The sequence below is a fragment of the Streptomyces sp. NPDC055099 genome (genome assembly GCF_053607685.1).
On sequence record NZ_JBSGUA010000004.1, the window covers coordinates 84,302 to 108,404 of the forward strand.

General features: G+C 69.9%; 25 protein-coding genes. 8 read left to right on the top strand and 17 right to left on the bottom strand.

The features are described from left to right. Positions 1–62 precede the first annotated feature (62 nt). The gene (locus tag ACWFRU_RS11795; RefSeq protein ID WP_453685972.1) at positions 63–473 is read left to right on the top strand and encodes a VOC family protein; all 411 of its coding nucleotides are present in this window, start codon (positions 63–65) and stop codon (positions 471–473) included. Between the two features lie 16 nt (positions 474–489). On the opposite strand, the gene ACWFRU_RS11800 is transcribed toward ACWFRU_RS11795, so the two are convergent. Next, positions 490–879, bottom strand: a complete 390-nt coding sequence (locus ACWFRU_RS11800) for a hypothetical protein (protein WP_453685973.1) — start codon at positions 877–879, stop codon at positions 490–492. A 133-nt stretch (positions 880–1,012) separates the two neighbouring features. Beyond that, a complete protein-coding gene (locus ACWFRU_RS11805) occupies positions 1,013–1,429 on the bottom strand; it encodes a hypothetical protein (RefSeq protein ID WP_453685974.1) in 417 nt (138 codons plus the stop codon). A gap of 329 nt (positions 1,430–1,758) precedes the next feature. Between ACWFRU_RS11805 and ACWFRU_RS11810 the strand changes: the two genes are divergently transcribed. Further along, positions 1,759–3,336: a carbohydrate-binding protein gene (locus tag ACWFRU_RS11810; protein WP_453685975.1), complete on the top strand. Its 1,578-nt coding sequence runs from the start codon at positions 1,759–1,761 to the stop codon at positions 3,334–3,336. A 62-nt stretch (positions 3,337–3,398) separates the two neighbouring features. Here ACWFRU_RS11810 and ACWFRU_RS11815 read toward each other — a convergent pair whose 3' ends face one another. The 5 genes from ACWFRU_RS11815 to ACWFRU_RS11835 form a co-directional block, all read right to left on the bottom strand. After that, a complete protein-coding gene (locus tag ACWFRU_RS11815) occupies positions 3,399–4,598 on the bottom strand; it encodes an exo-alpha-sialidase (RefSeq protein WP_453685976.1) in 1,200 nt (399 codons plus the stop codon). A 48-nt stretch (positions 4,599–4,646) separates the two neighbouring features. Beyond that, positions 4,647–6,167 (bottom strand): arabinosylfuranosidase ArfA, encoded by a 1,521-nt coding sequence (arfA, locus tag ACWFRU_RS11820; protein WP_453685977.1) that lies wholly within the window; start codon positions 6,165–6,167, stop codon positions 4,647–4,649. A gap of 53 nt (positions 6,168–6,220) precedes the next feature. Beyond that, the gene (locus ACWFRU_RS11825; protein ID WP_453685978.1) at positions 6,221–7,108 is read right to left on the bottom strand and encodes a carbohydrate ABC transporter permease; all 888 of its coding nucleotides are present in this window, start codon (positions 7,106–7,108) and stop codon (positions 6,221–6,223) included. A gap of 2 nt (positions 7,109–7,110) precedes the next feature. Further along, positions 7,111–8,019 (bottom strand): carbohydrate ABC transporter permease, encoded by a 909-nt coding sequence (locus ACWFRU_RS11830; protein ID WP_453685979.1) that lies wholly within the window; start codon positions 8,017–8,019, stop codon positions 7,111–7,113. 102 nt (positions 8,020–8,121) lie between these two features. Continuing rightward, on the bottom strand, positions 8,122–9,489 hold the full coding sequence (locus ACWFRU_RS11835; protein ID WP_453685980.1) for an extracellular solute-binding protein: 1,368 nt from the start codon (positions 9,487–9,489) through the stop codon (positions 8,122–8,124). Between the two features lie 314 nt (positions 9,490–9,803). Between ACWFRU_RS11835 and ACWFRU_RS11840 the strand changes: the two genes are divergently transcribed. Together ACWFRU_RS11840 and ACWFRU_RS11845 are read left to right on the top strand one after the other, a co-directional pair. After that, positions 9,804–10,820 carry a LacI family DNA-binding transcriptional regulator gene (locus tag ACWFRU_RS11840; protein ID WP_453685981.1) on the top strand — a complete coding sequence of 339 codons (1,017 nt, stop codon included), beginning with the start codon at positions 9,804–9,806 and terminating at the stop codon, positions 10,818–10,820. Positions 10,821–10,929: 109 nt separating this feature from the next. Next, the gene (locus tag ACWFRU_RS11845) at positions 10,930–11,700 is read left to right on the top strand and encodes an NAD(P)H-dependent oxidoreductase (RefSeq protein ID WP_453685982.1); all 771 of its coding nucleotides are present in this window, start codon (positions 10,930–10,932) and stop codon (positions 11,698–11,700) included. Here ACWFRU_RS11845 and ACWFRU_RS11850 read toward each other — a convergent pair. Further along, positions 11,689–12,282 carry a hypothetical protein gene (locus ACWFRU_RS11850; protein WP_453685983.1) on the bottom strand — a complete coding sequence of 198 codons (594 nt, stop codon included), beginning with the start codon at positions 12,280–12,282 and terminating at the stop codon, positions 11,689–11,691. The genes ACWFRU_RS11845 and ACWFRU_RS11850 overlap by 12 nt on opposite strands. Next, positions 12,279–12,914, bottom strand: coding sequence for a TetR/AcrR family transcriptional regulator (locus ACWFRU_RS11855; RefSeq protein WP_453685984.1), 636 nt, complete (start codon positions 12,912–12,914; stop codon positions 12,279–12,281). The genes ACWFRU_RS11850 and ACWFRU_RS11855 overlap by 4 nt, the downstream gene beginning before the upstream one ends. Before the next feature lie 95 nt (positions 12,915–13,009). On the opposite strand from ACWFRU_RS11855, the gene ACWFRU_RS11860 reads away from it, so the two are divergent. Then, positions 13,010–13,615, top strand: coding sequence for a GNAT family N-acetyltransferase (locus ACWFRU_RS11860; RefSeq protein WP_453685985.1), 606 nt, complete (start codon positions 13,010–13,012; stop codon positions 13,613–13,615). Between the two features lie 10 nt (positions 13,616–13,625). On the opposite strand, the gene ACWFRU_RS11865 is transcribed toward ACWFRU_RS11860, so the two are convergent. After that, complete coding sequence (locus tag ACWFRU_RS11865) at positions 13,626–14,246, bottom strand: LysE family translocator (protein ID WP_453685986.1); 621 nt, start codon at positions 14,244–14,246, stop codon at positions 13,626–13,628. A 111-nt stretch (positions 14,247–14,357) separates the two neighbouring features. On the opposite strand from ACWFRU_RS11865, the gene ACWFRU_RS11870 reads away from it, so the two are divergent. Further along, the gene (locus ACWFRU_RS11870) at positions 14,358–14,810 is read left to right on the top strand and encodes an Lrp/AsnC family transcriptional regulator (RefSeq protein WP_363206872.1); all 453 of its coding nucleotides are present in this window, start codon (positions 14,358–14,360) and stop codon (positions 14,808–14,810) included. Between the two features lie 196 nt (positions 14,811–15,006). Here the strand turns inward: ACWFRU_RS11870 and ACWFRU_RS11875 are convergent, their stop codons facing one another. From ACWFRU_RS11875 to ACWFRU_RS11885, 3 genes are all read right to left on the bottom strand, one after another. Next, positions 15,007–15,858, bottom strand: coding sequence for a helix-turn-helix domain-containing protein (locus ACWFRU_RS11875; protein WP_453686765.1), 852 nt, complete (start codon positions 15,856–15,858; stop codon positions 15,007–15,009). A 104-nt stretch (positions 15,859–15,962) separates the two neighbouring features. Next, a complete protein-coding gene (gene dgoD / locus ACWFRU_RS11880) occupies positions 15,963–17,108 on the bottom strand; it encodes a galactonate dehydratase (protein WP_453685987.1) in 1,146 nt (381 codons plus the stop codon). 64 nt (positions 17,109–17,172) lie between these two features. Next, positions 17,173–17,949, bottom strand: coding sequence for an SDR family NAD(P)-dependent oxidoreductase (locus ACWFRU_RS11885; protein WP_453685988.1), 777 nt, complete (start codon positions 17,947–17,949; stop codon positions 17,173–17,175). Positions 17,950–18,215: 266 nt separating this feature from the next. Between ACWFRU_RS11885 and ACWFRU_RS11890 the strand changes: the two genes are divergently transcribed. Then, positions 18,216–18,581 (top strand): hypothetical protein, encoded by a 366-nt coding sequence (locus tag ACWFRU_RS11890; protein WP_453685989.1) that lies wholly within the window; start codon positions 18,216–18,218, stop codon positions 18,579–18,581. Between the two features lie 44 nt (positions 18,582–18,625). Next, entirely contained in the window at positions 18,626–19,060 is a 435-nt protein-coding gene (locus ACWFRU_RS11895; RefSeq protein WP_453685990.1) for an SMI1/KNR4 family protein, read from the top strand. A 25-nt stretch (positions 19,061–19,085) separates the two neighbouring features. Here the strand turns inward: ACWFRU_RS11895 and ACWFRU_RS11900 are convergent, their stop codons facing one another. From ACWFRU_RS11900 to ACWFRU_RS11915, 4 genes are all read right to left on the bottom strand, one after another. Continuing rightward, positions 19,086–19,634, bottom strand: coding sequence for an N-acetyltransferase family protein (locus ACWFRU_RS11900; RefSeq protein ID WP_453685991.1), 549 nt, complete (start codon positions 19,632–19,634; stop codon positions 19,086–19,088). A 105-nt stretch (positions 19,635–19,739) separates the two neighbouring features. After that, positions 19,740–20,837 (bottom strand): hypothetical protein, encoded by a 1,098-nt coding sequence (locus tag ACWFRU_RS11905; RefSeq protein ID WP_453685992.1) that lies wholly within the window; start codon positions 20,835–20,837, stop codon positions 19,740–19,742. A 131-nt stretch (positions 20,838–20,968) separates the two neighbouring features. Further along, complete coding sequence (locus tag ACWFRU_RS11910; protein ID WP_453685993.1) at positions 20,969–22,975, bottom strand: RICIN domain-containing protein; 2,007 nt, start codon at positions 22,973–22,975, stop codon at positions 20,969–20,971. A gap of 397 nt (positions 22,976–23,372) precedes the next feature. Continuing rightward, the gene (locus ACWFRU_RS11915; protein ID WP_453685994.1) at positions 23,373–24,002 is read right to left on the bottom strand and encodes a hypothetical protein; all 630 of its coding nucleotides are present in this window, start codon (positions 24,000–24,002) and stop codon (positions 23,373–23,375) included. Positions 24,003–24,103: the final 101 nt, after the last annotated feature.

A 24,103-nucleotide genomic window follows, 5' to 3' on the forward strand; every position in this document is an offset into this window, starting at 1 on the left:
CGCCCGTTGACCGAGCAGTTTTGGATAAGTTTCCGTCCGGCCCGCCCAGTAGCGTGATGGACATGTTCAACGCCATCACGCACTCGCAGATTTACGTACTCGACCAGGACGAGGCCCTCGATTTCTACGTCGGCAAGCTCGGCCTTGAGGTCAACGCCGACGTCGACTTGGGCTTCATGCGCTGGCTGACCGTCAACGTCCCCGGTAATCCGGAACGCCAGGTCCTGCTGGAAAAGCCCGGCCCGCCGGCTATGTCAGAGGAGACGGCACAGCAGGTCCGTGAGCTGGTGACGAAGGGCGCGACGGGCGGTTCGCTCATCTTCAGCACCGACGACTGCCGCAAGACGTACGAGACGCTGCTCGCCCGGGGCGTCGAGTTCACCGAGGAGCCCACCGACCGCCCGTACGGCATCGACTGCGGCCTCCGCGACCCCTTCGGCAACAGCATCCGCTTCACTCAGCCGAAGAACTGAGGGGCACGCGCCCGCTCTAATCGCGGCCGGCGTCCTCGCACGCGAGGCAGGCCGGCCTGCCGTCGATCAACACCCCGTTCTCCGACGCCGCTTCACAGATCCCGGGACGGTCGGGGTGGTTGGCCTGGCAGTGGCAGGTGCAGGTGTCGGTGACCGCTGCCAGGGAGGGGCCACGTTGGGGTGCCAGGCCCATGCGGATGTCGTGGCAGTTGCGGCACATCGGCACGTGCCGGGAGTCGCCGGTGGGCGAGTCGAGAACGCCGGTGAAGCCTGGCTCGGCATGACCGCTGCATGTCCCGGGGAACTCGGGTTGCGCGTCGCACGGACAGTGGCAGGCGCCGGGCCGGGGATGTCGGACAGAGGCTGGGAACTGCTCTGCGTTCGTGGCGGCTGCAGGCTTGGTCATACGTTCATTGTCCAGCCACGTCGCGACTGACCGTCAGGCGAACGTGTGGTGATCCCCCCGAAGGGGCTGTCGGGGCGCGATCCTGGCCGACCGGCGCAGTGCCCCCGTCCGCCGGGAGGGGGCACTGCGCCGCTCAGGCGCCGGTTTCGGCCAGCATGCTTTCGCCCGTCCGGCACGCCGTCGCCGCTGTCGTGACGACTTCCTCGTACAGCTCGTCGTCGAGCAGGACGGTGAGCCCGCAGGCGATCCCCCACGCGACGTGCGCGGCGTCCTCACCGAGGGTCTGTTCCCGCTCGTGGAGCTCCCGGCCGAGGTAGTGGCTGTGGAGGTCCTTCGGGCCTTGGCTCTCCGCGCGCCGTCGGACGGCTTCGACGGCGCTCTCCGTGAACGTCTCGTAGTCGGTGTCACCGAGCAGTCTGCGCAGTTGCTCGAGCTGGGCGTGCGCGGCACGCAGCCGCAGCGGCCAGTCCCGGCTGTTGCCGAACCGCTCTTCCATGGCCTGCGTCAGGTCGATCCGCCGGAACATCTCGTCGAGTGGGTCGTAGGTCATGATCCCTCGGTAGCGGCTGCCGGGGCCCGGGCAGCGAAGGCTCGCTGCGCGCTCCCCCGTGTGGCCGCACATCGACCGCTCGGGCGCCGCGGGCCCGGCCGCGCCCCTCGCACGCACGCCTCGCAGGACGCCACAGACGCTGCCTGTTCGCATCCATGATGAAGAATCATGTACATGACCATTGACGCGCCCGCAGCGTGGCAATAGCTTCCACGAAAGCGCTTTCCCCCAGCAGATGCAAGGGCCGGTCGTCCGGCTGATTCATCATGCCGAACCGCCGCATCCTCACTTGATCTGGTCAGACGAGCCAATCAACCTGGAGACCCCCGATGCGAACAAGACCCCTCACCGCGTGCGTCGGCTTACTCGCCGGCACACTCGTCGCGCTGTCCGGCCACGCCGCACAGGCCGCGCCCATCCTGTACGAGGCCGAGAACTCCCCCGCGGTCTGCACCGGCAGCGTCGACTCCGACTGGGCCGGCTACTCCGGCAGCGGCTTCTGCAACGCCACCAACGCGACCGGCGCCTACGTGCAGTTCACCGTGAACGCACCCGCCGCCGGCACCGCGACACTGAAGGTCCGCTTCGCCAACGGAACCACCGCCGCACGGCCCGCGGACATCACGGTGAACGGTTCGGCGGCCGCCTCGGCGTCGTTCGAGAGCACCGGCACGTGGGGGACATGGGCGACGAAGACGCTCACGGTGCCGGTCAAGGCCGGCGCCAACACCGTCCGGTTCAACCCCACCTCCTCAGCGGGGCTGCCCAACATCGACTATCTCGACGCCGACGCGGGCGACGGCACCACTCCCCCGCCCTCGGCCTCCGCGCTGTACGTGGCGCCGAACGGAACCGACGGCGCGAGCGGCACGCAAGCAGATCCCACCACGCTCACCTCCGCCATCACCCGCATCACACCGGGCGGAACGATCTACCTGCGCGGCGGGACCTACCGTCACTCGCAGACGATCACCATCCCGCAGGGCAACAACGGCACCGCGAGCGACCGCACCGAGCTGGCCGCCTACCCGGGTGAGACGCCGGTCCTGAACTTCTCGGCCCAGAGCGAGGACCCCGCGAACCGCGGGCTCGCCGTCAACGGGTCGTACTGGCACGTCAAGGGCATCGTCGTCGAGCGGGCCGGTGACAACGGCATCTTCGTCGGCGGCAGCAACAACGTCTTCGAGCGCACGGTCACCCGCCACAACCGCGACACCGGCCTGCAGCTGTCCCGCATGCTCTCCAGCACGCCCAGCAGCCAGTGGCCGTCCAACAACCTCATCCTGAGCGCGGAGTCGCACGACAACGCCGACTCCGACGGGGAGGACGCCGACGGCTTCGCCGCGAAGCTCACGTCCGGGCCCGGGAACGTCTTCCGCTACGCCGTGGCCCACAACAACATCGACGACGGCTGGGACCTCTACACCAAGTCAGACACCGGGCCCATCGGCGCGGTGACCATCGAGGACTCGCTCGCCCACGGCAACGGCACCCTCAGCGACGGCTCCCAGGCCGGTAACGGCGACCGCAACGGCTACAAGCTCGGCGGCGAGGACATCAAGGTCAACCACGTCATCCGGCGCAACATCGCCTACGACAACGGCAAGCACGGATTCACGTACAACAGGAACCTCGGGTCGATGACGGTGTCGGACAACGTCAGCATCGACAACGCCGAACGCAACTACTCCTTCGACGGGGGCACCTCGGTGTTCCGGAACAACACCTCCTGCCGCAGCGGCAGCGGGACGAACGACAAGATCGTCGGCAACTCCGACAGCTCGAACCAGTTCTGGTCCGGCTCGAACGGGTCGCGCTGCTCCTCGTACGCCGGGGCGCTCAAGTGGTTCTACGCGGCGGACGGGCGCCTCGTCGTGACCTTCGGCGGCAACGCGATCACCCCGTAACGACCGACGGGAGCCCCGCGTGTGCGACGTGGTCATCGCGCACACGCGGGGCACCTGCGTGCTCAGGCGCCCGGCACCGAACCGGTGGCGAAGTACGGCTTGCAGACCGAGCCGGACCAGTCCGTCGCGATTTCAAGGAGCCTGTTCCCGTCGGCCGAGGGCAGCAGGCTCGAGCTGTAGTTGGGGCAGTAGTCGACAGTCGTCGACTCGACCGCGACCGGCGCCGGGATCTCCCGCCACCTCCCCGCGCCGCCCGCGCTGTTGACCCAGACAGTGCGTCCGCTCGCGGCCGCCTTGCTGCCGTCGCGGTTGAACATGACCTGGCCGACGAGGAAGAGCCTGCCCTTGGGGTTGCCCGCCTCCGGCGCCCACGCCAGGTTCGGCGCGTGCTTGAAGTACTTGCCGTCGGCGGTCTCCGGGCGGATGCCCAGGTAGGTGGGAGAGCCCCAGTTCCAGCCGTCGGAGGAGGTCCGGTAGTGCACGACGCACTGGAACTGGCCCGCGGCCGCGCAGATCTCGAACGACATGAAGTAGGTTCCGTCGCCCATCTTGCGCACCACCGCCATGCCGGGCCGGTCCGAGGCGAGGGTGCTGGCGACGGTGTCGTGGTGGCCCGTCCAGGTCACCCCGTTCGCGGTGCGGGCGGCCACCAGCTTCTGGCTGTGCCCGGCGTCGGTCTCGTCGGAGTAGTGCGCCACGAGCTGACCGGAGGCATCGACGGAGAACTCCGGCTCCCACAGTCCCTTGTCGTTCGAGGCCGTGGCGATCGTGGAGAGGTAGCTCCAACTGCGGCCCACGTCCGTGCTCTTGAAGACCCGCAGGGCCATCCGCCGGTTCGGCTCGTCCTGCCCGACCGACGCCGCCCACAGCAGTGTCCCCGCGGGCAGCTTGCCGATGCGCCGCGGGAGTTCGTACAGCGTCGCGCAGCACAGCCCCTGCCCGCCCGTGGCCTCGGGGTCGCGCACCGTGCCGACCTCACGGAACGAAGCGCCGCCGTCCGTGCTCTCGTGGATGGCGCCGAGTCCGTTGTTCCCGTCGAACGTGACCACGGTGGCCAGGACGCGGCCGTTGGCGTCGCCGTGGTGGGCGAGTCTGACGGCGCGTGGGTACAGGCCGGTGCCATCACGCAGCAACGTGCCGGTCGCGGCGTCGGCCGGTGTCCCGGACTGCGTGACGAACAGCGCCGCCACAAGGGCGAGCAGCAGGGGGATCAAAGCGGTGGGGCGGAGGAGACGTGGTCGTGCGGGGTGGTGCGCTGACATGGGCCTCTCCTGACTCTGCGGTGGTGGGGAGCGAACGGCGTGCTGTCGTCAGTCCTGTCGGGGGGCGAGCCGGATGACGTTCCAGGAGACCGGCGGCAGCTCGGCCGTCAGCGCGCCCTCGCCGGTGATGTGTGTTCCGGACGCGGGGCGCGGCACCACTCGGTCCGGTTCCGCCTCGGTGTTGACCGCGTCCGGGTCCTGGTCGGCCAGGACGAGGTGCTCCACGACGCGGTATCCGGCGGCTTCCCCGCGCAGCGCGGCCTCAAGGAGCAGGGGCTGCGCCTGGTCGCGGTTGACGGCCAGGACGGTGAGCGCGCCGGTCTCCTCGTCGTGCGTCACCACGGTGTCAAGCGCCGACACGTCCCCGTACTGCGGTGTGTCGATGCGCGGACCGGTGGCGTCGGTGCGCAGCACGCGACCGGTGGCGAAGCGGGCCGCCTGGGCGAAGGGGTGGAAGATGGTCTGGCGCCAGCTCGCGCCGCCGGGCTCGGTGCGGATGGGCGCGATGACGTTCACCAGCTGAGCCAGGCAGGCGATGGCCACCCGGTCGGCGTTGCGCAGCAGCGTGATGAGCAGCGAGCCGACCACTGCCGCATCGGTCACGCTGTACGTGTCCTCGATGAGGCGGGGTGTCTCGGCGGTCTCCAGGTTGCGCTCACCGACGAAGCGGGCGGCGTACCAGACGTTCCATTCGTCGAAGGAGAGCTTGATGTGCTTCTTGGCGCCCCGCACCGCCCGCACATGGTCGGCGGTCGACACCACGTCGCGGATGTACTGGTCCATGTGCGCGCCCGAGGCGAGGAAGCTGGCGCGGTCGCCGTCGAACTCCTCGTAGTAGGCGTGCAGGGAGAGGTAGTCGACCTCGTCGTAGGTCTGCTCCAGGACCTCGCGCTCCCAGGTGCCGAAGGTCGGCATCCGCGAGTTGGAGCTGCCGCAGGCGACCAGCTCGATGGACGGGTCGACCTGGCGCATGGCCTTGCCGGCCTCGGCCGCGAGCCGTCCGTACTCGGTGGCCGACTTGTGGCCCGTCTGCCACGGCCCGTCCATCTCGTTGCCCAGGCACCACAGCTTCACGCCGTGCGGGTCACTCACGCCGTGCTTGATGCGCAGGTCCGACCAGGCGGTACCACCGGGGTGGTTGCAGTACTCGACCAGGGCGCGGGCGGCGTCGATGCCGCGCGTCCCGAGGTTCACCGCCATCATGGGGTCGAGGCCCAACTGGCTTGCCCAGCCAAGGAATTCGTTGGTGCCGACGCGGTTGGTCTCGATGGAGCGCCAGGCCAGGTCGAGGCGGCGCGGACGGTCGGCGACCGGGCCGACGCCGTCCTCCCAGTGGTAGCCCGAGACGAAGTTGCCGCCGGGGTAGCGCACGAGCCCGGTGCCCAGTTCGCGGACGAGATCAGCGACGTCACCGCGGAAGCCGTCGGCGTCGGCGGTGGGGTGCCCGGGGTCGTGGATGCCGGTGTAGACGCAGCGTCCCATGTGCTCGACGAAGGTTCCGTACAGGCGCGGGTCGACGTCTCCGACGCTGAACTCCGGGTCGATGACGAACCGTGCGGTGTGCGGCATGTTCGGGTGCCTCTCTGTGGTGCGGTCTGCTGACTTGGCGGTGCGGAGGTGGGCTATTTGAGGCCGGTGCCGGCGATGCCCTCGACGATGCGGCGCTGGAACAGCGCGAAGACGGCGAGCAGCGGGATCGCGCCGAGCACGGCGGACGCCATGAGCTGGGCGTAGGGCACGCCGAAGACGTCCTGGACGGAGGTGAGTCCGACGGGCAGCGTCATCATCTCGGGGTCGGTCACCACGAGCAGGGGCCACAGGAAGTTGTTCCAGACGCCGACGAACACGAAGATCGTGACCGCGGAGACGGCCGGGCGGGAGATCGGCATCACGATCTGCCAGTAGGTGCGCAGCCAGCCCGCGCCGTCCGCGCGCGCCGCGTCGATCAGCTCCCGCGGGATGCCGTCGAAGAACTGCTTGAAGACGAACACGGCCACCACGTTGGGAACTTGGGGCAGCACGACACCCCAGTAGGTGTTCAGCAGGCCCGCCGACTGGAGGGCGAGGAACTGCGGGATCATCAGGACCTGCCCCGGAATCATGATCCCGGCGAGCAGCATCACGAACGCGACGCGACGCAGCCGGAACCGGGTCTGCGACAGGGCGAACGCCGCGAGCGACGCCATGATCACCGTGAGGACCGTGGTGAGGGCCGAGGTGATGAAGCTGTTGGCGTACCAGTAGGGCAGCTTGCCCCCGTCGAAGATCTCGCCGTACGCGTCCAGGGTCGGATGTGCGGTGAACCACGCGGTGGGATCGGTGACGACCTCCTGTGCGGGGCGTATCGAGGTGGCCAGCGCCCACGCCAGCGGCACGAGCCACAGCAGCGCGAGGGCGATGAGCGTGCCGAGCGCCACCCGGTCGAAGAGGCGCTCCGAGTCGCGGCGTCGGTCCTGCGGGGCGGTGGTGTCGCGGGATTCGGTCTCGGGGCGCGTGGCGATCGCGGTCATGGTCAGCTCTCCTTCTCGGCGCGGCGTACGAGGGCGAACCAGACGAGGGAGACGAACAGGATCACCAGGAACAGCAGCAGCGACACGGTCGAGGCGTAGCCCACGCGGCCCTCGACGAAGCCGGTGTCGTAGATGAGCTGCAGCGAGGGGCGGGTGCTGCCGTCGGGGCCGCCGCTGGTCATCATGTAGATCTGGTCGAAGACCTTCAGCGAGGCGATGACCTGCAACACCGTCACCAGCGTCGTCGTACGGCCGAGCATCGGCACGACCACGTGCCGGATGCGCTGCCAGGGCCCGGCCCCGTCGATGGCGGCGGCCTCGTGCACCTCGCGCGGCACGTCCTGCAGTCCGGCCAGGTAGAGCACGAAGTTGAAGCCGATCGTCCACCACACCGTGGCCGCCGCGATGGATATCATCGCCCAGTCCGGGTCACCGAGCCAGGACGGCGGGGTGTCGACGCCGAACCATGTCACCACCTCCTGGGCCAGGCCCAGTTGGTCGGCGTAGATGAACATGAAGAGCAGCGAGATGACGGCTGAGGGCAGCACGAACGGCGCGAAGAACGCGAACCGGAAGAACCAGCGGCCGCGCACGAACCGGTCGGCGAGCAGGGCGAGGGCCAGGCTGAGCAGCACCAGGGGCACGGTCGTCAGGACGGTGAACCACAGCGTGTTGCGCAGGGTCCGCCAGAACTCCGCGTCGCCGAGCACCGCCGTGTAGTTCGACAGGCCCGCGAATTCACCGAGTCCGCTCTTGAGCAGGCTCGTCTCGAAGAATCCGGCGACCACGGTGTAGATGAGCGGCCCCACCAGGAACACCAGATAGAAGAGGGCGAAGGGCAGCAGCATCCCCGGTCCTGCCCAGCGGTCGCCTCTGCTGGACGTCGGGGTGGGAGCGGTCGTCGTGGCCACGGTTCGGCCTTTCGGTCAAGGCGTACGGGATCCAGGGGCAGGTGGGGCAGGTGGAGCAGACGGAGCCGAGCGGCGGGCAGGGGCGGGCAGGGGCGGGCCGGGTCACACCGGAGCGGGGCGCGAGGCCAGGGTCCGCAGGTCGCGGCGCAGCCGTGCGGCGCCCGCGGTGGGGCTGGTGTCTCCGGTGAAGACGGAGGTCACGGCATCGCCCACCACGTTCTGCAGGGTGCTTCCCGCGCCGCCGTACCAGGCGGCCGGGTCGTAGACCGCGCCGTCGGCGGCCGTGGCGTAGTGCGATTGCGGGACGAGTTCCTTGTACGCGCGTGAACGCTGGGTCGGCAGCCACGCCGGGACATGGCCGCCCTCCGACCACAACTTGCTGGAGTGCAGCATCGACGCGACGAACCCGAGCGAGAGGTCGAGACGCTGGGCGCTCTCGGTGGGAGCCTTCGGCAGCACCAGGGCGTGTGAGTCGGCGGCACAGGCGTAGGGCGCGTCCTTGAAGACGCGCGGCAGCGGCCGCATGTCGAACTTCACCTTCGCCGACTGGACCGCGAGCACCTGCCAGACGCCGTCCATCAGGAACCCGGCCTTGCCGGTGGTCAGCAGCGTGATGGCGCCCTTCCCGTCGGTGTTCGCCGGGATCACCTTCTCCGCGCTGAGCCGGCGGATGTAGGCGAGTGCCTCGGCCGCAGCGGCGGTGTCGATGACCACGCGCTTGCCCTGGTCGGCGACGAGATCCCCGCCGCCGACCTGCCGGTAGAACGACCAGAAGAGGCGGAACTGCATCGAGGCCTCCTTCACCGAGGCGACCGAACCGCCCCAGGCGCCGGTCACCTCCTTCGCCGCGCGCAGCGCGTCGATGAACGCGTCGGGCCCGTCCACGTCCACCAACTGGCCCTGCCCGTCCAGCAGTCCGGCCTTCTTAGCGATGTCCGTGCGGAAGAAGAGCACGAAGGGGTGCGTGTCCAGCGGCACGGCGTGCGGGGCACCGCCGAACTGGGACTTCCGCCACGGCCGTGCGTCGAACTTGTCCTCGGTCAGTCCGTGCCGCGCCAGATCCTCGGTGCGCAGCTCGGTGAGCAGGCCCGCCTCGGCGAGTGTGGGCAGCTTCGACAGATGGATCACCGCGACCTGCGGCGGCCGGTCGCCGAGCGTGGCCAGGGTGAGCTTCGTGTAGTACGGGTTGCCCCACAGGAACGTCGCCGATTTCAGCTCGGTCGAGCGGTGCGCGGCCCGGTAGACGTCCTGCATCGCCAGCATTCGCTCGCCGTCGCCGCCGGTGAACGGGTTCCAGAAGTTCAGCCGCGACGGCGAGGGCGCACCGCCGGTGAACCCCTGCGCGAGGGTGCTGCCGCAGCCGCCGACGGCGAGGGCGGCGGCACCGGACGCACCGAGCGCAAGCCCTCCGCGCAGCAGTCGGCGGCGGGACGGGGCGGGCGGCGACGGGGTCGGTATGCGGTCCCGCATGGGCATGCGTCCTTCCACGGCGAACAAGACGAACAAAACGAACGAGACGAACGAGAGGGGCGGGCAAGGCGAACAAGGCTGGTACGAGTGCAACGTTGGAACAGGCACCGATGGCTACCGCACTTCGTGGCTGCCCGCTGCGTTTACAACGTTGTACTCAGCTGGCAATACGGCGTCAACACCTAGGCACGCATTACCTGTTCACGTACGCGCCCTATTCCCCGGCCGACGTACATCGACTTCCCCCGGTTACAACGTTGGACCATGACGTACGCTGCTGCTGTCGGGGGAGGTCAGGGGGAGGGAGAAACACCGTGGCAGGCACCCGTCTGAAGGACGTCGCGGAGCGCGCCGGGGTATCGATCAAGACGGTGTCCAACGTCGTCCGGGGCGAGACCAGAGTCGCCGACCGGACACGCGAGCGCGTCCTGCGCGCCATCGCCGACCTCGACTACCAACCCAACGCCTCCGCACGCCACTTGCGCACCGGACGCAGCGGCATCATCGCCCTCGCCGTGCCCGAACTCGTCGCGCCGTACTTCGCCGAACTGGCCGCGCAGGTCATCGCCGCCGCGAAGAAACGCGGCTGCACGGTGCTCATCGAGGACACCGGCGGCAGCGCGGACGAGGAGTTGCGGATCGCCTCCGGGCTCAGCGACCCGCTCATCGACGGCGTCCTGCTCAGCCCGCTCCGCCTCGACGAACAGGTCCTGGCCGCCCGCGAACGCCGCGTACCCCTCGTCCTCCTGGGCGAGCAGTCGTATGAGATCCCCGCCGACCACGTCCTGATCGACAACTCGGCGGCGGCACGCGAGGCCACCGAACACCTCCTGTCCCTCGGCCGGCGCCGCGTCGCCGTCATCGGACAGCCCTCGGGCCCCTCCCACGCGACGACGGTCCAGCGCATGCACGGCTATCTGACCGCACTGCACGCGGCGGGCGTTCCCCATGACCCACAACTCGCCCCGAACACACGGTCCTTCACCCGCGCCTCGGGAGCCGACGCGATGCGCGCGCTGCTCACCCTCGACGACCCGCCGGACGCCGTCTTCTGCTTCAACGACCTGCTGGCCTCCGGCGCACTGCGGGTGGCGCACGAGCACGGGCTGCGGGTCCCGCACGATCTGGCCGTCGTCGGCTTCGACGACGTGGAGGAATCCCGCTACAGCGTGCCCAGCCTGACCACCGTCGCCCCCGACAAACGAGGCATCGCGGAACTGGCCGTGGACGCCCTGCTCCGCAGGATCGAGAAGGGCGCGATGGCCCCGCACTCGCGGCTCACCGCGGGCTACGAACTGGTGGTGCGGGAGAGCACGCGTACGACCGGCTGAAACCGCCCAGGGTTACCGCAGCACGGCCGCAAACGCTGGCCAGATCCTTGCACTCCCTGACCATCTGGCCACTCGTCCCCCCACCTGATCGCGGCGCAGGATCGATGGCATGAAGATTCTTTGGGTATTCGCACACCCCGAACCGCAGTCACTCAACGGCTCCCTGCGCACCGACGGGATCGCGGAACTGCGCGATCTCGGGCACGAGGTCCGCGAGTCCGATCTCTACGCGATGGACTGGAAACCCGTGGTGGACTCCGCCGACTTCCACCGCGAGACGGTCGGCCGGCTGCGGGTCGGCGCCGCACAGGAACACGCCTATGGCGCGGCCAAACTGACGGATGACATCGCCGCCGAGCAGGAGAAGATCGCCTGGGCCGACGCGCTGGTGTTCCAGTTCCCGCTGTGGTGGTTCGGGCCGCCCGCCATCCTCAAGGGGTGGTTCGACCGGGTGCTCGTGCAGGGCTTCGCCTTCGGGCTCCAGGACCAAGCGGGGCGGACCCTGCGCTACGGGGACGGCGGGCTCGCGGGCAAGCGCGCCATGGTCATCACCACGGTCGGCGCGCGAGAGTCGGGCTTCGGGCCGCGCGGCATCCACGGACAACTGGACGAGGTGCTGTTCCCGGTGCTCCACGGCACCTTCTGGTACACGGGGATGGACGCACTCCCGCCTTACGTCGTCTACGGAGCCGACCGCCTGGACGCGGCCGGCTACGACGACCGCGCGGCCGAACTGCGCGAGCGGCTCCGCGCCCTGCCGGTCACCGAGCCGCTCCCCTACCGCCACGAGCACGGCGGCGACTACGACGACGCGCTCGTCCTGCACCCCGCGATCGAACCCGCCCTCACCGGCGTCGCGGCCCACCGCTCACATTGCTGACGTGGGATCAGGCCCACGAGACGCTCGCGTCGTCGCGTCACTGTCGCCGTCGGGCCCGTCCAGCGCGGCGAGCAGCGCGTAGGCGCATCGCCTCAGAAGGGCCGGGTCGGCCGGGGCCACGTCCTGGAATTCCAGATATGCCGTGCCGAAGGAGTTGCGGTAGAGGGGTTCACCGCTCGGGGAGCGGCCGACGAAGTCCTGCGCGGGGTCGAAGGCGACTCCGGCGGTGAAGTACAGCTCGTCGCCGTCGTACCCGACGGTCATCTGCGCTTCCGCGTAGCCGTCGTCGTAGAGGGTGAAGTCCGGTTCGCCCGAACCCCGTTCGAGGGTGTCCAGGATTCCCTCGGCCAGCGCGCGTACATCGGCGGGACGCGCGATCCCCAGCAGATGGGGGCCCAACTCGATGAGCCATGTGCCGTGCTGTGTGTGCTGCTGAGAGTCCTGCCGTGTGCCCTGCGGGGGATGGTGCCGTACGGCGAAGCGGACCGGTTCGCCTCTCAGGTCCGCGAGCCCGGGGAACTCCGCGACGACGACGCTCGCATCCCGCACCGCCTTTGCGGTCCTGCCCTCGGGGCTGGTCACGCGGACACGCCGGCCGCCCCCTGGGCGCCGCCTCCGAGCCCCGTCAAGTACGCGTCGACCAGGGCGATCTGCCGCTCCGCGGGAAACTCCCGGGGAGCGAACAGCGCCTGGACCACCAGGCCGAGCACGAGACTCTGGGCCGCGGCAGCGGTGTCCTCGGGCCGTGCGTCGGGCGGCAGTTCACCCGTCTCCTGGGCTTGCGCGATGTAAACGGTCATCCGCTCGCGCGCACGGCGGTAACGCTCGGCGTGCTCCTGAGCCAGCTCCGGGTCGGCGAGCGCGACGTCCCAGGAGGCCACCCAGATGCGGTTGCTCGCGGCGCTCGCGGCGTCCAGCGGGAGGATGTCCAGCAGCGTCGCCCGCAGCATCACCAGGTCGGACGCCTGCCCGGCCCGCTCCGCCGCGGGGCGCGGGCGGTCGGCCGAGTGCCGGTCGAGCACCTCGAGGGCGTGCCTCAGCAGCGCGCGTTTGCTGGGGAAGTAGTGCGTGAGCAGGCCGGTGGTGGCCCCCATCTCCGCGGCGACAGCACGCAAGGTGAGGCCGCCGAAGCCATGGGCGGCGAGCACCCGCCAGACCGCTTGGGAGACCTCGGTCCTGCGGGCGTCATGATCTGTACGGGCCGGCGGCGTCATAGCGGCTAGAGTACATACCCAACGTTCGTTACGTACTTGGCCGTGCCGGCCCACTGCCCGCGCGCGGCCGTCCGGACAACCGCCTAGGACCAGCCATGTACGCCATATCGCTGACCGAGAATGCCGAGCTCCGCACGCTGGAGCCCTGGCAGGACGCCGAGTTCCTGACCCACATCGACCGGGCCCGCTCCCACACCGACCCGTGGATTCCGTGGGCCTCGTTCTCCACCGACCTGGAATCCGCCCGTGCCACCCTCCAGAAGTACGCGGACAAGCAGGCCGCCGACGCCGGGCGGATCTACGGGATCTGGCGGGACGGCGTCCTGATCGGCGGCGTGATGTTCGTGCGGTTCGACGCCAAGGCAGGCACCTGCGAGATCGGCGTGTGGGCGGAGCCCGCGGGAGAGGGCCACGGTCTGATCAGCGCCGCGGTCCGGCACTTGATCTCGTACGCGTTCGGCGAGCGCGGCATGCACCGCATCGAGTGGTGGAACAGCGCAGGCAACGCCCGCAGCCGGGCGGTCGCCCAGCGCATGGGCATGCACCTGGACGGCACACTGCGCGAACAGTCGCTGTACAAGGGCGTCCGCCACGACATGGAGATCTGGTCCCTCCTGGCGCACGAGTGGAGGCGCGAAGAGGGCGAAGTCGACGACGGCGAAGTCGTCGAGGGTGCGGCCACTCAGCAGGGCGCCGCCTGACGCGCGCGCCTCAGGCCGCAAGGCGTTCCGCGATCAGGAGCACACCGATCACGATCATGGCAGCGCCCGAGACGCGGGTGACAGCGCGCGCGGCCGCGGGGCGCGCCCGCAGAATGGTGCGGGCCAGCACGCCCACGCTCAGATAGATCGCGGCGCAGCTGAGCGTGTGGACCAGGCCGAGCGTGCCGATCTGGGCCGCCAGCGGCCAACTGCCGTGCGGGGCGGTGAACTGCGGCAGCAGGGCCAGGAAGAGCAGCAGCGCCTTGGGGTTGAGGCCGCTGATCCCCACCCCCTTGAGGACCCGCGCCCCGACCGCCGCACCGTCCCCCTCCTCTGACGCGGTCCCGGCGACGGCGGGCCGGGCCAGCGTGGTGGCACCGAGCCACACCAGGTAGAGGGCGCCGAGCAGGGTCAGGGCGGTGAGGACGGACGGTGTGCTCGCCACCACTGCCGCCACTCCGGCAGCGACGACGGCGGTCAGTGCCAGGTAGCCGAGCAGCAGGCCGCCGACGGCCGGGACCACGGACCGGTCGCGCAGTCCGGCGTTGATCGCGTAGGCCCAGTCCGCTCCCGGCACGAGAATGAGCAGGACTGAGACCGCCCAGAAGGCGGTGATGGAGCTGACGGCCACGACGAACTTCTCCCTCTCAAACAGGTTCCGAGTAGGAGATTAGTTCCGAGGAGGCCAAAGGTGTTTCCAAGTATTGCCAGCTCAGACGGTTGCAGTGGCAGAATCTTCCCCATGGATGATGTGGACAGGAAGATTCTTGCGGAGCTCCAGGACGACGGCCGTCTGACGGTCACGGAACTGGCGGCCCGCGTGCGGCTGAGCCTCTCCCCCTGCCACCGACGGCTGCGCGAACTCGAACGCAGCGGGGCCATCCGCGGATACCGCGCGATCCTGGACGCGGGGGTCGTGGGTCTGAGCTTCGAGGCGCTGGTCTTCGTCACCATGCGCCAGGAGGACCGCGACACCGTCTCCGCCTTCGAGCACGCCCTCACCGAGATCCCCGAGATCCTGCAGGCCGAGCGCCTTTTCGGGGATCCGGACTATCTCGTACGCATCGTCAGCAGGGATCTGCCCGCTTTCCAGCGGCTCTACGACGACAAGCTGGCCACCTTGCCGGGCGTGCAGCGCCTGAGTTCCACGCTCGTCATGAAACACGTGGTGAACGAGCGCGCGCTGCCCCTGTGAGCGCCGGCAACGGTTCCGCGGCGGGGGCGCCCGCAGGGGCAGCGCGGGCTCTCGCCCTGGTCAGCAGCAAAACCAACGGGTTCCATGTGGCTGTTGGGGCGGCGTATCCGTGAATCAGCACCAGGGCGGGCGCGCCGGGCTTCGTCCCCGCGGGGTCATGGCTGGGCATGGCCCCACCCTCACCGACGGCGGCACGTCACGTCTTGTACGAATGTTCCCCGCTCTGCCGGGTGTCCGCGGGCGGCCCGAGCGCACCCGGCGTGCAGCCGGCGAAGGCCAGGACGTCGCGATGCAGGTGGGACTGGTCGGCGTAGCCGCACGCCACGGCGACCTCGACGGCGTCACGGCCCGCCGAGAGGCCGCGGACGGCGCGGTCGAAGCGTACGAGCATCGCGGCGCGCTTGGGCGTCAGACCGACCTGGGCGGTGAACCGCGACCACAGGCGCTTGCGACTCCACCCGCACGACGCCGCCAGATCGGCGACCCGCACCTGGCCCCGGCGGGCGACGATGCGCTCCCAGCTCGCGACGACCTCGGCGTCCATCGACGGCGCCGACGCCTGGCGGCGCACCAGAAACTCGTGCATCAGCGCGAAACGGTCGTCCCACTCGACAGCACACGTCAACTGCTCGCGCAGGCGCGGCTCATGGCGCCCCCACAGCTCCTCCAGGCCGAACACGGCGCCGTCCAGCTCGGCGGGCGAGACGCCGAGCAGTGAGTAGGCGCTCACCGGAGACATACGTACCTCCACGCAGTCCACGCGCTCGGCACGAATGCGGGTCTCCCCCGGCGCGAGACCGGCGGCGAGACTCCTCAACGCCCGGCTGCCGCCCATGTTCTCGACGGCCAGTGCGCCGTCCCCGAGTTCGACCACGACCGTCACGCTGGGCTGCGGGATGACCCGCATGTCCAGGCCTGCCGCCGACCGGTCACGGAAGCCGGCGAGCAGCACGCCGTCGAGCGGCGCCGCGTGACGTGAAAACGCGTGACGCGGGAACGCGACTTCCCATCCGCGCATGCGGTCGTGCTCGTGCAGACCCGATTCCACGTCGTCCAAAGTACCGGCTCCACCTCCGCGCCCCACCTCCGCGGCGCGCTTGCCGCCCTCTCCCTCCGGACCTCTTGCCGTCCGAATCTCTCACCGTCCCGCGCTCACCACTCGGCGAACGAGCCGTCCTCGTGCCGCCACACGGGGTTGTGCCAGTCGGCCTGGCTGTCGTCGGCCGCACGCACCGCCGCCTCGTCGATCTCGATGCCGAGCCCCGGCCCGGTCGGGCGCAGGATGTGCCCCTGATGGAAGCGGAACACCTCGGTGTCGGCGAGATAGGAGAGGACATCGGCTCCCTTGTTGTAGTGGATGCCGATCGACTGTTCCTGGATGAGGAAGTTGGGGACGCTGACCGCGATCTGGAGGCTGGCGGCCAGCGCCACGGGACCCAGCGGGCAGTGCGGCGCGACGAGGGTGTCGAAGGTCTCGGCGAGAGAGGCAATGCGGCGGACCTCGGAGATGCCGCCCGCGTGGGACAGGTCGGGCTGCAGGACCGCGACGCCTGCCTGAAGGGCGGGCAGCACGTCCTGCCGCGAGTACAGACGCTCGCCGGTGGCGATCGGCACGGGTGAGGAGTTGACCAGGGCGGGCAGCAGGTGACCGTACTCGGGCAGGAGCGGTTCCTCGACGAACATCGGCGCGAGCGGGGCCAGGTGCGGCAGCAACTGACGGGCGTTGGCGGCGTGGAAGCGTCCGTGGAAGTCCAGCGCGAAGTCCCTGCGCGGGCCGAGGACTTCACGGGCCGCCGCGGCGCGACTGACGATCTCGTCGACGTCGGCGACGGTGGCCAGGCGGTTCATGCGCCCGCTCGCGTTCATCTTCACCGCGGTGAAGCCCGCCTCGACCTGCGCCGTCACCTGCTCGGTGATGTGGGCGGGGCTGTCACCACCGACCCAGCTGTAGGCCCGTACCCGCTCGCGGACCGGACCGCCCAGCAGGACGTGCGCGGGTACGCCGAGCCGCTTGCCCGCGATGTCCCACAGCGCCTGGTCGAGCCCGGCCACCGCGCTGGAGAGGACCGGGCCGCCCCGGTAGAACGAGCCCTTCGTCATCACCTGCCAGTGGTCCTCGATGCCCGCCGGGTCCTTGCCGACGAGCAGTTCGGCCAGCTCACCGACGGCCGTACGGACGGTGGCCGCGCGCCCTTCGACCACCGGCTCACCCCACCCGACCACTCCCTCGTCCGTCTCCACGCGACAGAGCAGCCAGCGCGGCGGCACTGCGAACGTCTCGATACGGGTGATCTTCACCGGATGAACCTCCTTGTGCGGCACGGCAGATGACGGCCGGTGGGGGGCGCGGGCGTTGTTCGGCTCAGGCGGACGTCTTGTACACGCTCCAGCCGCCGTCCACCACGAGGCTGGCCCCGGTGACGAAGGACGCCTCGTCGCTCAGCAGGAAAGCGGCGCTCGCGGCGACTTCGTCCGGGCGGCCCAGGCGGCCCGCGGGGGTCTGCTCGATACTGCGCGCCCGGTCGTCCGCGCCGATCGAGTCCCAGGCGCGGGTCAGGATGGGGCCCGGGAGAAGGGCGTTGACCCGTACGACGGGCGCGTACTCCACCGCGAGCTGGCGCGCGAGGCCGGTCAGGCCCGCCTTCGCCGCCGCGTAGGCGGGGCGGCCGGGCAGGCCCATGACGGCGTGCACGGACGACACGAAGACGATCGCGCCGTGCGTGGCGCGCAGGTCGTCCAGACAGGCTCGTACGCCGAGGAACGCACCGGTCAGCATGACCGACAACTGGAGGTTCCAGTCCGCCGGTCCGATCGCGTCGGCAGCGCCTCCGCGCACCGCGTAGGCGCTGCTGAACAGGCCGGACACCGGGCCGAAGCGGACGCGAGCGGCCGCCACCGCCCGGGCCCAGGACTCCTCGTCCGCCACATCGCACGCCTCGAAGACCGCACGTCCACCGCTCTCACGGATGGCCCGTGCGGTGCGTTCCCCCTCCTCGACGTCCACATCGGCGATGACCACCCCGGCCCCTTCGGCCGCGAGCCGCCGGGCGGTCGCCGCGCCGATCCCGTGGGCTCCCCCGCTGACGACGACGCAACGGTCGACGAAGCGCCGACCGGGACTTGCCGCCGCGCTGTCCAAGGAGGGGGAGGTACCGGGCCCTCCGGACAAGCTCGGCTCCCCACCCGAGCCCGACAACTGCGACGGCTCCCCTGACTCCGGCTCCGGCGAACCCAACGACTCAGCGCCCACAGGCAACTCAACTCCCGCCCCTCGCACGGCAGACACGCCCTGACCACAGCAGGCACCTCCCCGCCAACACCCCCTCCCTAACCCCTCCTTACGCGGGCCCGGCCGCGGAACGAAAGGCGTGGACGAGGCCCTGCCACGTGCTGGACGATCACCGGGTGAAGCGACTCATCGATCTCGACCAGGCAGCCGCCCAGATCAGTTCCCGCCGCCGACGGTGGACCGCCGCGGGCCTCGTGGTCGGGCCGCTCACCTGGCGGGACGGGGAGGCGGCCTGGCCGCAGCGGCTGGAGACGAGCCGTTCAGAGGTGCGGGACCCGGACTCCGTCGGCATCCACATCACCGGCCCCGCGGACGCCGAACTGCTCGTGGTGCTGTTCCGGGGAGGCTGGGCCGACGCGGACTTCGTCGTAAGCCTCGACGGGGACGAGGAGTTGGTGAGCGAGGCCCCTGACGTCCTTTCGCCGCAGGTGTTCGGACAGCTCCTTGACGGCTATGTGCTCCGGGCGTTCGGTGCTCAGTGAGGCTCGACTTCCTGGGTGCCCCCGGGGCTGTCTAGGCTGCCGGCATGTGGAGAGAAGTTGCGGAGCTGGCGTTTCCGGAGGCCGGGTTCAGCGCGCCGGTCGACCCAGCGGGCGCGGCCGCCGCTGAACAGCGGCTGGGGAGCTCACTGCCTGCGAGCCTCGTGAGCCTGCTGCAAGAGACCGACGGCATCGTGGGGCACTACGGCACCGACACGGTCTGGCCCCTGGAGCGAATCGTCGAGGACAATCTGCGCTTCTGGTCGGACGCTTCTTTCGCCGACCTCTACATGCCCTTCGACGCGCTCCTCTTCTTCGGTGACAACGGCGGCGGTGATCAGTTCGCGTTCGTACGGAGGCCCGCGCGCGACGACATCTTCGTATGGCAGCACGAGGACGACAGCTGCCGCTGGGTCGCCCGCGATCTGGCGGACTATCTGAGGCGGTCGCTCACGGACGGGGACGACGACTGGTACGAGTAGGCGCGCGCATGCGGCCGGGCGAGGGTCACTCGGTGGTCTCGGGGTGGTTCCGATGCTCGGCAAGGTCGAGCGTGAACGTCACCCGGTCGAGGCCGGGGCCGTCGTAGTCCGGCTTCAGGTTCGAGACCGTGAAGCCGAGCTTGGCATGGAAAGCCTGCGACGCGGAGTTCTGCGGGCTGGTGATGCAGTGCACGTACCGGCGGCCGTGTGAGCGGGCGAGAGCGAAGAAGGCCCGGTACAGGGCTCGCCCCACGCCTTGCCCGTGCAGTCGCGGGTCGACGCCGACGAAGTGCACGTAGGCGGCGTCGGGTTGGGTCTGGGACAGGAAGCCGACCAGGAAGGCCGCGACCTGTCCCCCGTCAGCGGCTTCCGCCTGCTCTCCGGCGTGTTCGACCACGAAGCTGGTGGTGGTGAAGTGCTGGAAGTACAGCCGGGGCAGAAGCAAAGAGCGCTCCAGCGCACCCGCCGGTCCTTTCATGCCGCCCCACCACGCGTCCAGCACCGCGAGCACCTGTGGATGGTCGTCCTCGGCAAGGTGTCGTGCCGTCAGGCCATCAGGAAGAGCGTCGATCATCGGTGCAGTCTGTCACCGGCGCCACGCGCGCCGCTACGGCCGTGATGGCCGTGATGGCCGAGCTGGCCGATGCGCCCATCACGCGACCGGGTTCCGCCCCGGCACCTACTGAACGCTCCAGCGATGCGGGTGGTCTGGGTCGGCGGGGCACGCGAAGATGTTGACCTGGCCGGCGCGGCCCACGATGACCTTGGTGGGCGTGGCGAACGGGTGCGGAGGCAGGCCTGCTTCCTCGACGGGTTTCCAGCTACCGCTGCCGCCGTCCCACTCGGAGCTGGCGATGGTCAGCAGCAGGCGCATGGGGGTCGTACAGGTCAGGCAGTCCATGGGGGACGCGTCGGTGGTGTGCCAGGAGGCGAAGCCGCCGACGCGCCAACCGGGCGGGATGGACAGGTCGTACTGGTAGTACACCTGCCTGTCAGCGCCGTTCTCCGCGGCTGGCTCGTCCTCGCCCTTCTCCCCGGAATGTGCACGCTCGTCCGAGTCCCACGGCGTGTCCCACTCGTCGTCGGCCTCTTCGTCGAGTGCCTCCTCGCGGGCGTAGATCCTGTCGCACAGATCCTGCGGCAAGAGCCCCGCGAAGGGATACGTGACCACCTGCTCCGGATGCAGCACGCAGGGCTCGGGCACGTATCCGTCGTAGCCGACGACTTGCGGCTGAGGCGGCGTGGCCAGCACCTCGTCGACCTCCTCCGACCTGCGCCAGCGCAGGTGGAGCAGCATGCCGTAGCGGGTCGGGCCGTGCGCGTCGAAGGGGCAGCAGAACACCTGGAGCAGGTCGCAGCCGTCCGGTCCGGCGGGCAGGTCGGGGATGTCGCGCCGGTACAGCTGCGCGAGCGCCACCATCGGCAGCGGGTCGGTGTCGGCGATGTCGGGGATCCGGTGCCGCCGGTTCAGCTCGTCCAGGAGCTCCCTTTCCGCTGCCGTGGGGCCCGAAGAGGGTGCGCGGTCCCACGCCTCTTCCAGGACCTTGCGACTTCGGCGGATGTCGGCGGGCCGTCGGCCACTCCTGCGACGGTGGGCCTCGGTGCACACCGGCCACGGCTCGTCCGCAGGCCACAGCAGCGGGCCGCCCACGGAGCTGGCCGACACGTCGGGGTTTCCCGGCCTCGGGTGCAGTCGGGTCGTGGTTCCCCGGTATGCGGCGAGCTCAGGGAACAGCTCCTCGACATCCAGCGGCCGGGGCGGAGTGGTCCTCGTCATGGCACGACCCTAAGCATCTGGCGGTCTGGCTGAACCGGCGCCCCCTCCCATGACTGAGGCACCAACTGAGGACACCAACTGACGCTCATTGACACCCATTGGCACCCATTGACCGCCACTGACACCACTGGTCAGCGCGGCCGAGCCGGACCTCCGCCCGTCATGTCGTCGCGCCCTCCCGGGGGACGGGGGCCCTCACCAAAACCCTCACCAGGAACCTCCCGAGGAAGCCTCGGCCCGACCGGCAGCGGGGCGGCGGCGCAGCAACCGGCTTCGGCGTACCGCTCCGCGTCATCACCGCGCCGGGTCGAGTCAGTTGAGGGCTCCCGGTTCTTGCCCTTCGCCCCGTGGTCCTTCTCCTTGGCGTCCATGGGCGGCCCCGGCCTCTGCTCACGGGGTGAGGACGGCTCGCAGGTCGCATCCGCGCAGGCTTGACCGCTGCCCCCGCCCCCACTCTTACGAGGCGCGTCACCACCGCCCTTGGCGCCCCGGACGCCCTTGACCTTCTCCTCTCCCTCCGAGCCCCCCGCACCCTCCTCGTCCTCCCCGCCCTCTTCGCCCTCTTCACCCTCTTCGCCCTTCGAGGACGGCTCACCCCCGCCCTTGATCGAGCGGGATTTCGGGTCAGCCGACGACGAGCCGAGCATCCACCGCTGCTCCGGAGATCCGTCGCGGACCTTGACCACGGCCTCCGCGCCCTTGCGCGCGGAGGCAGGCGCGACCGCCAGCCGTTCGTGCCACCGGGGCAGCAACTCCCCCTGCACGGTCAGGTCGTAGCGCACCTCGTCGGCGTGCTCGGCCGAAGGCGCGACACATGCGCCGAGGACGAGCACACCGTCCTCCCGGTGGGAGTCGAGGCAGAGGTCGGGACGGGCGACGGTGCTCAGCAGTCCCTTCTTGTCGTACGACCACTGCTGGCTCGCCGCGTCCGAACACTTCGCCAGCCTCGTCTCCGCGCCGGGCTTCGTCTTCCCCCGGATGTCGAGGCACAGGTCTGCCGCGGCATTGCGGAGCCTGCCCTGCTCGGACCTGTCGGGGTATCCCGCTGAAGTGGGCGTGGGAGTCACGGTGGGCGGCGTCTCTCCACCCGCGCTCGGACCGGTGTCATGGCTTCCTGTCATGCCGGTCGGGGGCATGGCATCACCGCTGTCGCCGTCGCCGTCGCCCGACGAGAGGGCCATGACGAGCACGGTCGCGAGCAGGGCAGCTGACCCCAGGGCCGCTCCAGTGCGCAGCGCCCTGGAGTGTGCGCGCGCCTGCGCGAGCGGGCCGCCCGCCGAGGGGTTGAAGGACGACGGGCGATGGCGCCCGCCGCCGCCCGCGCGCCTGCCGCTCTGCGCGGGGGCTCCCGCGCCGCGCTTCGCCACGCCTCCGCGCCCCGGGCGCGACTCCAGATAGCGGCGTGCACCCCAGCCGAGTACCGCTTCGGCGAGCAACGTCCCCAACTCCTTGTCCACATGGACAAGTTGGTCGGTCACGTCCCGGCAGTGGCGGCATTCCGACAAGTGGTGTTGCGCATCGGGAAGCAACGTGCCGCCGCGGCGAATCGTGACATCGAGGATTCGGTTGTAAAGGGGGCATTCTTTGGTCGGCGCGAGTTCGCGGTGACCGCGGACGATGCCTGCCCGGAATTGTTCACGCGCCTGCGCGAGTGCGTCGGCCGCGAGGTCCAGGCTCAAGCCCGACATACCTGCGGGTATGGATATGTGCTCGGCCTCTGCCGCGGTGTGCCACAGCAGACATTGGGCGTCCGCGGGAAGGTCCCAGAAGGAGCGCGCGGCGAGTTGCCGCTTTTCGGGTGTCATGGAGGTCGCCGCACGCATGCCGCGGCCGCCGGTCGGTTTGCGGAGTTCCGGCATGACGGTGGATATGCGCTCGTCGACGGTCCACCCCCTGACCGTCTCCCTGACGGTCACCAGGAGGTACGGGCGCAGGGCCCCGCCCGGCTCGGCGCCCGCCAGGTGTTCGAGCATCTGGTGGAAGGACGCCGTGGCGACCATGGAGGCCGAACTCGACCAAGCGGCCAGGCAGATGGCGGCGTAGTCGTACGTGGCCTGCCAGTGCCGTGCGAGCAGCAGCGCGATGGGTTGGTCGGACTCACCTTCCGACCGGCCGCGCAGTCGGGCGGCGAGATTCATGTCTGATTCTTCGGGGGTCACACCGGGATGAGGGGCATGGGTCGGACGTGGGGGGTGAGGGGATTGCACAGAACCTTTTCCTTCCGAGCCGATGGACGGCGCACGGAAAACACACCCACCGAAATGGGCCGTCTGATTGGTGCATACCTAAGGCTTACCGGGGCGGGAAAACGGATCAACAAACCGCGGGATCGCCCGAATGCGGCCGGCTGAAGACCTTTTGGGTCGGCGGCACGAATCCCGAACGAGAAAGGCGATCCTGATCATTGCCTCAGCGCGCGAGGAAGCTCACCTTGGCACAGCCGACTCGCGGGAAACAAGAAGTTCGAGGGACTTCCATTCGGGAAGAGAGAGGATCCTCGGCGTTACCAGCGGTACTCGCACCTGTTTTCGAAGCCTACGGCGAATCGCACAGCGGAGCGGATACGGCGAAGCCTTCGTCGAGGGCCGCGACCAGGGCGCCCGCGACAGGCGCGAAGCCACAACAAGAAGCCCACCGCGCAACGGACTTCAGGAAACCGGCGAGGTCGTCCTGGACGGAGCCCAGCAGGTCCCGCAACTGCTCCCGGGGAATCTCGATGGGCCGCCCCTCCTGCCGGGCCACGTCAGACCACAGCCGGATGGTCGCGCCCACGAACTCGGCACACGGCCCGGGTTCGTGGCCGAGCCATGGCTCCTCCCCCTCCAACAGGAGTTGCCAATCACGCCAGTTCTCCAGCCCGAAGCAGCAACCAGGCTCCACCGTGACCCCGCTGTCGGTGTCCCTGACCCGCAGCCCGCCGGGCGCGACCACGCATTCGGCGGTCAGCAGCCGGTTCACCTGCGCATGGCTGTCCACGCTTTGCCGTTCACTGCGCCTGCGAGGCCTGTTGTTGTATTCCGTCAGCACCGCCATGGCCGTGCCGACCTGACGTGACGACAACTCACCGGACAACAGCAGAAACCGCTCCCCGGCGGCATCGGAGACGGGCCACAGCGTGAAGTCTCTGGCCTCGTAGGTCTCCAGCACGGCACCCATGATCAGCACACCCCCAGTCTCCCGCACCGGCCTCCGCGCACGCCTGCCCATTTCCTTCTGCCCGCCCGGCCCGGCCGTTGATGCCCGCGACGGCACACGATCCGACATGC